We start from the raw sequence: 8,075 nt of genomic DNA on the forward strand, positions 1-8,075 counted from the left end.
ATTACAAAGTCGGTTGAAAAGCTGAGGGACCAGTTCAACTTCCCCGGCATTAAGGTGCTCCAGTTTGCCTTCGGTACAGGGCAGGAGACAAGATTCCTCCCGCACAATATAATAAAGAACAGCGTAGTCCACACCGGCTCACACGACAACGATACAACGAGGGGATTCTTCGAGAAGGCCTCTAAGGACAAGAGCAGCGATATATATGATTTTACGCAAAAGTATATTAACTATTACGGCAGCGTGGATTATATAACTCACGCGCTCATCAAGGCTGCTTATGCCTCGGTTGCCGACATGGTTGTAATTCCGATGCAGGACATACTGAACCTTGGAAGTGAGGCCAGGATGAACTATCCCGGACGCCTTGGCGGCAACTGGACGTGGCGCTTTACGTGGGATCAGGTGCCCTACGAAGTGGCTCCTTTTTATAAGGACCTCACCGTTCTTTACGAAAGGCCGCCCAAGCCTAAACAGGATGTGGAAATAGAAGTAAGCTAAATATTAAAGGCGCCCATTGGGCGCCTCTTTTTTAATCCGAAAACCCTTTCGTGATCATCCGTATACCCTGCATGGGAATAACAACCCAGTCGGGCCTGTTGTTTAATTCATAACCCACTTCATAAATGGATTTATCAATCAGGAATAAAGTTAAAAGAATATTTAATTCATCCCTTTTCTCCGGCACTATATCGTATCCTTTTGTGGCTTCCAGGTATGCGCTTAAAAATGCCCCGGTAATATAGTAATACCAGGGTTCAATCCAGGGCTGCAAAAGAGAAGCTTCTTCACCGTGCATTTTCGAACGCTGGAAAAATACACTGTAAACCGCGTAGTGCAGTGATCGCACCATTCCTGCAACGTCGCGCATTGCAGTATATTTTAACCTTCTTTCACCGGGAGAGCGCACGGGCTCGCCTTCAAAATCAATAATCATAAAATCATCGCCCGTATTTAATACCTGCCCCAGATGATAATCACCATGTATCCTTATTTTCTTTGCGGATATTTTTTTATTAAGAATACCTTTGCAGTATTCCAGTATTCTATCTTCCAGCGATAATATTTTTTCGGCTTCCTTTCTCTTATCAGGCGGAAGTGATTTCAGGCTCCCCCGCAGGAACTCCATTCCTCTTCGTGTATTGGTCTGCAGTGTCTGATAGAGAGATTTTTGATAATGCATTGTCAAAGGCTCCGGCGCAAAGTCGGGATTCTCAGAGGCCGATAAAGCAGCATGCATCTGCCCCGTTCTTTTTCCAAGGAGACTTGCTTTTTCAAAGAAACTTGCCCCTATTAAATTCTGCAATACCTCCGGCATATCCTGAAACCTGACGTCAAAGATATTTTCAAGATTCATATCGAAGTTTTGAGGCTTAGGTTTCTGTGACATTACCCTTTCAAAATAGCGCCCTACGGCGTCCAGCGTAACCGTCCAGGCATCCCCCTGGTTAAAGGTAAATTTCTGCAGGAGTGCAAGTACATGCGGCTCCGAGCCGGAGGAATTGTATTCAAGGCTTCCGGCATAAGGAGGAACATTTTCAAAATTTTTAACCTCGCTTAAAAAACGGATCATTTCCGCGTCGGGGTTTATCCCCTCTTCCACATGCCTGTAGAATTTCAGGAAGAAAGTCTCGCCGTATAAAACCGAGGAGTTGCTTTGTTCAGCTTTTAACACGCGCGAGTGCCCTGGAAGTTCAGTGGTGCCTGAAAGCTTATTAAATTTTTTGCTTCTCTCGGCCAAGAGCACCCCGCCGCCGCCTTTAATCCTCCTCTTTTTCTGTATCATCTGGAGGAACTGGCTGCGGACCTCCCCGCTGTAAATTGCGTCAAATATAAATCCCCTTTCCTCCCCAACCTTAATGCGCGAAATGATGCTTTGCGGATTGTCTTTAATCATTTTCTCCGCTTCTTTTTCCCTGATATAGGAAACCGTCAGCACGTAGTTTTCCGGCGCGCCTGCGGCATAATTGACCTGTATAATTATGAGATATGCATTAGTTCCGTTAACAGGGATTGGGATATTTTCTTTTACTGATATGCTCTGCATCTGCCTGGCTTTTCCGCCATACCACCTGCAGGTTTTTATATAAACGGGAAGAACTTTCCTTTCCAGGTATACTTTAGCGTCCCCTTCAAATATTTCCTTCCATTGTTTTTTGACTCTTATTTCCGAAAGCGTTGCATCACCGGCTTCTTCCTCTTCATCTTTTTTCTTTTCAAGCTGGAACCAGTAGCTGTCATAACTTCCTAGTGTTAAAACATAAGGCCCTTCCTCAATAACCGGGAAGATATTCCGGCTGAAGATTTCCTGAGGAACATATTTGTTATAGTCAGGCAGCTCCGGTTTAATTACCTGTGCAAAACGGGATAAATTTATGACTATAAGTATTATCTCCTCTTCATACTGCCGGATAAAAGTTATGACTTTAGGGTTGCCGGACTCTATAAACTTAAGGCTGCCGCGCCCCAGTGCCTTAAACTGCTTTCTCATTGCAATTACTCTTTTCATCCACCAGAGCATTGAGGACGTATTTTGTTCCTGCAGCTGAACGTTAACAGACTGATACATGTATTCCGCATCAATTACCACGGGAAGGTAAAGCCTTTGAGGAGCGGCATTTGAAAACCCGGCATTCCTCTCCGCATTCCACTGCATTGGAGTACGCATGCCGCTTCTGCCGCCCAGATAATAATTGTCCCCCATTCCTATTTCATCGCCGTAATAAATAACAGGCGTACCCTGAAGTGAAAAAAGGAGTATGTTGGACAGTTCAATTTTTCTTCTGTTATTGCCAAGAAGTGGGGCCAGGCGCCGCCTTATTCCAAGGTTAAGCCTTGCCCTTGGATCCTGCGCATAAGTCCTGTACATAAAGTCACGCTCTTCATCTGTAACCATCTCCAGGGTCAGTTCATCATGGTTCCTCAGGAACGTCACCCACTGGGATGTTTCAGGTATTTCAGGCGTCTGCTGCAGGATGTTAATAACGGGGAAATTATCCTCCATTCTCTGCGCCATAAATATGCGGGGCATAACGGCAAGGTGAAAAGCCATATTGCATTCGTCCCCATTGCCGAAATATTCAGCAGCGTCATCCGGCCACTGGTTTACTCCGGCCAGAAGCACCTTGCCGGTAAATTTTTCGTCCACGTGCTGCCTTAATTCCTTCAGGAAACCGTGCGATTCCGGAAGGTTCTCGCAGCTGGTTCCTTCACGCTCATAAAGGTATGATATGCCATCGAGGAGGATTCCGTCAACACCCATTTCAAACCAGTAGTCTACTATGTTTAATATTTCTTCCCGGACCTTCGGGTTGTCATAGTTTAAGTCGGGCTGGTATGAATAAAAGCGGTGGAAGTAATAAGCGCGGGCCAAAGGATCCCACGCCCAGTTTGAAGTTTCATAATCCTTAAAGATAACCCTTGCCTCTGTGTACTTATCCGTCGTATCGCTCCAGACGTAATAATTTCTCCACGGGCTATCCGGTTTTGACGCTCTTGCCTTCTGAAACCACTTATGCTCATCGGAAGTATGATTAATAACCAGTTCGGTAATTATGCGCATGCCTCTTTTATGGGCTTCCTTCAGGAGCCTCTTAAAATCGCGGAGTGTTCCATAGTCGGGATGTACGTTATAAAAGTCCTCTATGTCGTAACCGTCGTCACGCAGCGGGGATGGATAAAAGGGCAGGAGCCAGAGTGCGGTAACCCCGAGGCTTTCCAGGTAGTTTAGTTTCTCTATAAGCCCGTTTATATCTCCTATGCCGTCGCTATTACTGTCATAAAAGGATCTGATATGAAGTTCATAAATAACGGCATCTTTATACCATAAGGGATCAACTGAAATTTTCTGGCTATCGGCACTCATATTCTCCTCACCAATCTACATGAAATAATCAAAATCATCTTCGCGTCTTAATCTTTTATATATCTTAAAAATGTTTGCCGGAGAAGTCTCCGGGTCGAGTTCCACAAAATTCTCACTTCCCTGCCACATCAGCCTTTTGCCGGAAAGGAGCTCATGCACGAGGTACGACTGCTTTTCAGGAATGCCAAGTTTTTTAATCGGAATTTTAACCGAGCCTGACTGCTTGTGGAAAAAGTTAAGGTTTACAACAACTACAATTATGTTCGATTTATCTTCCGACACCTTCCCGTAGCAAAGAAGGTAGCGGTTATCGGAATCATAGAATTCAATATTATATGTCGTCTGAAGGGCAGCGTTTTCTTTCCGTATTATATTTACTTTTTTAATTACGTCTTTTATATTCCCCGGCTTATCCCTGTCCCAGAATTTAATTTCATACTTCTCTGAGTTCATGTATTCTTCTTTCTCCTCAATCCCGGTAATGTTGCATACTTCGTACGCAGGTCCGTATATGCCGTAGTTTGAGGAAAGTGTAGCCGCCAGGACAAAGCGCGATATAAAGGCTGCGCGGCCTCCGAACTGGAGGTTTTCCGGGAGTATGTCGGGCGTATTGGTCCAGAAATTCGGGCGGTAGAACTCTCTTGCATCCCGCTTTGTCAGTTCGGTTAAATATTCCTTAAATTCATCCTTGGTATTCCGCCATGTAAAATAGGTATAAGACTGTGTAAAGCCCGCTTTAGCCAGGCGGTACATTACCTTGGGACGTGTAAAGGCTTCGGCCAGAAAAATAGTTTCAGGATATTCTTTTTTTATGTCCTTAATTACCCATTCCCAGAATCCGAAAGGTTTTGTATGAGGGTTATCCACGCGGAATATTTTAACGCCTTTATCTATCCAGAAAAGAAATATGCTTTTTAATTCATCCCATAGTTTCTTCCAGTTCTCCGTCTCAAAGTTTATGGGAAGTACGTCCTGGTATTTTTTAGGAGGGTTCTCGGCATACTGCACAGTTCCGTCGGGGCGCCATTTGAACCATTCGGGATGCTCCTTTACATAAGGGTGGTCGGGAGAGCATTGGTAGGCAATATCCAGCGCAATTTCAATTCCGAAGTCTTTTGCTTTTGCTATCAGATCTGTAAAGTCAGCCATTGTTCCAAGCTCCGGATGAATAGCTTTATGCCCCCCTTCTTTTGAGCCGATGGCCCAGGGGCTTCCGGGGTCTTCAGGCCCGGCCTCAGTGGAATTGTTCTTCCCTTTTCTGTTTGTAATTCCGATCGGGTGAATGGGGGGAAGGTATATAATATCAAAACCCATGTCGTGGATATCGGGAAGAAGGTTTACAACGTCCTTAAACGTTCCATGGCGGCCCGGTTTAGTGTTTGCCGAGCGGGGGAAGAGTTCATACCAGGCACTGAAAAGTGCACGGTGTCTTTCCACCCAGGCTTCATATTCCTGCTGAAAAACAGATGCAGTTGATTTATCGGTATTAAGCTGCATGAGTAAAGAAAGCTCGGTGTCAAAAGCCAGCTCGGCATTTCCGCTGCGGATCTTTTCAGAGAAACTGAGGAGTTTTTTCTTGTCCTCGCCATTTGCCTGCTGTGCATTCAAATCGATCATATCGGCACCTATCATGAGTTCCACGCTTACATCCTGCGCGGCATCAATGCGTTTAACCAGGTCCTTCTGCCATGTGGTGAAGTGGTCGACCCAGCCCCTTACGGTAAAAAAGCAGGAGCCTTCTTCTTCAACCCTGAAAGATCCATCCCAGAGGTCATTATCGACGAACTTCATGGGAGAGGTTTTCCATTCTTTGCTGCCTGAATTCCTGTAAAGGATTTCGGCCGCAATGGTATCGTGGCCGTCGGCAAAGATATCAGCCGTTACAACGACTTTTTCTCCTATTACTCTTTTTATTGGGTAGGCACCGCAATTTATATTCGGCTTTACGTTTTCAATTACAACTCTCTGTCTGCCTTCCTGCTCCATATATCCCCTTACTTTTGAGATTTACACATTATTTATATTCAATGAATATTATTTCTAAAATAAAATGGTAAAATTTTGAAAGACGGCTGGAGGGTGAAAGAAACCGGTCATATATTAAAAGCTTATTGGCCTAGAACTAACTTTAATTCGATTTAGAGTTCCGGAGGTACGACTTGTCAGTAGACGGTGATAAAAGGAGGAACCTTTTACAAATGAGGAAAACAAACCTTAAATTTGCATTTGAAAAGATATAAAGCAAGTGACAGTCTTTTTCTTGGTGAAGCATTTACCCGTTCTGTAGACTTGTTCCGAAGCTTGTGGCAAATTAATTGGTGAATTCAGCTATTTGCTTGAATATCCCGCTTGGAAGTATATACGTATATATCCACCTTCGGGCTTTGTATTGATATTTTATGAAAAGAATAGAGTTAAAGATGAAGAAGATTAGATCCGAAAAGAACACATCTAAAGAAAACAGCTCCCAGGATAGAGCAGAATCCGGGAAGCTGAAGGAAGTAAAATCCAATGTGGCGGGAATTGACGTAGGAAGTGAGACAATATTCATCTCCACAACAAAAGACGATGAGGTAAAGAGTTTCCGTACCTTTACGGAAAGCTACATTCAGGCAATTGAGTACCTGAAGGAAAAAGAGGTCACCTCAGTTGTCATGGAAGCTACGGGTGTCTACTGGATAGCATTCCATGAGATGCTTGAAGAGGCGGGTCTTGAGGTCTATGTAGTCAACGGGCGGCACGTAAAGAATGTTCCCGGAAGAAAGACTGACGTTCTGGACTGCCAGTGGTTAAGGACACTCCACAGCTACGGGCTCTTGAGGAAGAGCTTCATTCCGGATGAAAAGATCAGGGCCCTGAGGAGCTATATGAGGCTGAGGGATGACAACGTACGCATGGGAAGCCAGCACATACAGCACATACAGAAGGCACTTGAGTTAATGAACATAAAGCTCACGAGTGTACTAAGCAATATTATGGGTGTAAGCGGGCTCAATATAATAAGGGCCATACTGGATGGTCAAAGAAATGAAGAGGAGCTTCTGAAGCTCTGTGACCGTTCGGTAAGGGACAAAAAGAAAGATGAAGTGCTTAAGGCCTTAAGGGGCAGCTACAAGGAAGAACACCTCTTCCTCTTAAAACAGGCACTCAGGTCATGGGAGTTCTATCAGTCTCAGCTAAAAGAATGCGACAAAGAGATCGAAAAGCTCCTCATAGAGATGACAAAGGATAAAGATGACATCAGTCCTGATACGTCTAAGCCTGGTAAGCGCAATCCCGGGAGTCCTAACAAAGTCGAAATTGATCAGCTTCACCGCCACATACTGAGGCTGACCGGAGGACGTGATGCCGAGAAGATGGTCGGAATAAGCGACAGCCTGTTTCTTCAGCTCATAAGTGAACTGGGAACTGACCTTAAATCCGCATGGAAGACAGAGAAGCATTTTACTTCCTGGCTCGGAGTTGTACCTCCGCAGAACCGTTCAGGCAAAGGGAAAAGGCGCTTTAAGGGAAAGATAAACACCAGGGCAGGACAGCTCTTCAGACTCGCAGCCCGGGGCGTTGCTAAAAGCAAGGATACGGCTTTAGGAGGCTTCTACTGGAGAAAAAAATCAAAACACGGAGGTAAGGTTGCCAACAAGGCCACGGCAAGAAAGCTGGCCGTGATGTTCTACAACATAATGACAAAAGGGATCATATTTGTTGAACAGGTACTAAAGAAGTACCAGGAAAATTATGACAGGAAAAGGCTCGAGTCATTGAAGAAGCAGGCAGCAAGGTTTAACCTAAGTCTTGTACCCGCTTGAAACATTATTAAAAACAAATAGTCAAGATAACGGGTTTATCCGCAGTGTCAGATGGGTGGTTTGTTGGAAGATAATACAATTGTCGAAATGAGTATTATGAATGAGAAAAACGTCATAGCGCCTTGCCTTAAAATTAATAAAAGAAGCGAAAACGGGACCAATATCCGGGGAATTGCTCTTTAATTCACATTAGAAGCATGTGACACTCATAACCATCAGAACAAAAAATATTTCAGGAGGACATATGTAGAATTCAAACTAAATAAACAATCAAAGAAAATTTATAGAATTGAGTTTCTTAAACTTAGAAGCGAAGTAAATTTGTGATAAATTTCAAAGACATTACTTCTGCAGCATAATTTGCTTTGTCAATCCATCTTCCGAAAGGGTTACTTTATCCATCA

Annotated in this window: 3 protein-coding genes and 1 pseudogene (1 of these 4 only partly in view); 2 read left to right on the top strand and 2 right to left on the bottom strand. The window is 44.2% G+C overall.

From position 1 onward, the window contains the following. Window positions 1–501 (top strand): annotated as a pseudogene (locus HF312_16585) (4-alpha-glucanotransferase); it begins 873 nt to the left of the window's first position. A gap of 31 nt (window positions 502–532) precedes the next feature. Here HF312_16585 and treS read toward each other — a convergent pair. Both treS and HF312_16595 read right to left on the bottom strand, forming a co-directional pair. Then, complete coding sequence (gene treS / locus HF312_16590) at window positions 533–3,865, bottom strand: maltose alpha-D-glucosyltransferase (protein ID MCU7521834.1); 3,333 nt, start codon at window positions 3,863–3,865, stop codon at window positions 533–535. Window positions 3,866–3,880: 15 nt separating this feature from the next. Continuing rightward, a complete protein-coding gene (locus HF312_16595) occupies window positions 3,881–5,851 on the bottom strand; it encodes an alpha-1,4-glucan--maltose-1-phosphate maltosyltransferase (protein MCU7521835.1) in 1,971 nt (656 codons plus the stop codon). Between the two features lie 434 nt (window positions 5,852–6,285). Between HF312_16595 and HF312_16600 the strand changes: the two genes are divergently transcribed. Then, window positions 6,286–7,671: an IS110 family transposase gene (locus tag HF312_16600; GenBank protein MCU7521836.1), complete on the top strand. Its 1,386-nt coding sequence runs from the start codon at window positions 6,286–6,288 to the stop codon at window positions 7,669–7,671. The last annotated feature ends 404 nt before the right edge of the window (window positions 7,672–8,075 follow it).

The organism is Ignavibacteria bacterium, assembly GCA_025612375.1.
Lineage (GTDB): Bacteria > Bacteroidota > Ignavibacteria > Ignavibacteriales > SURF-24 > JAAXKN01.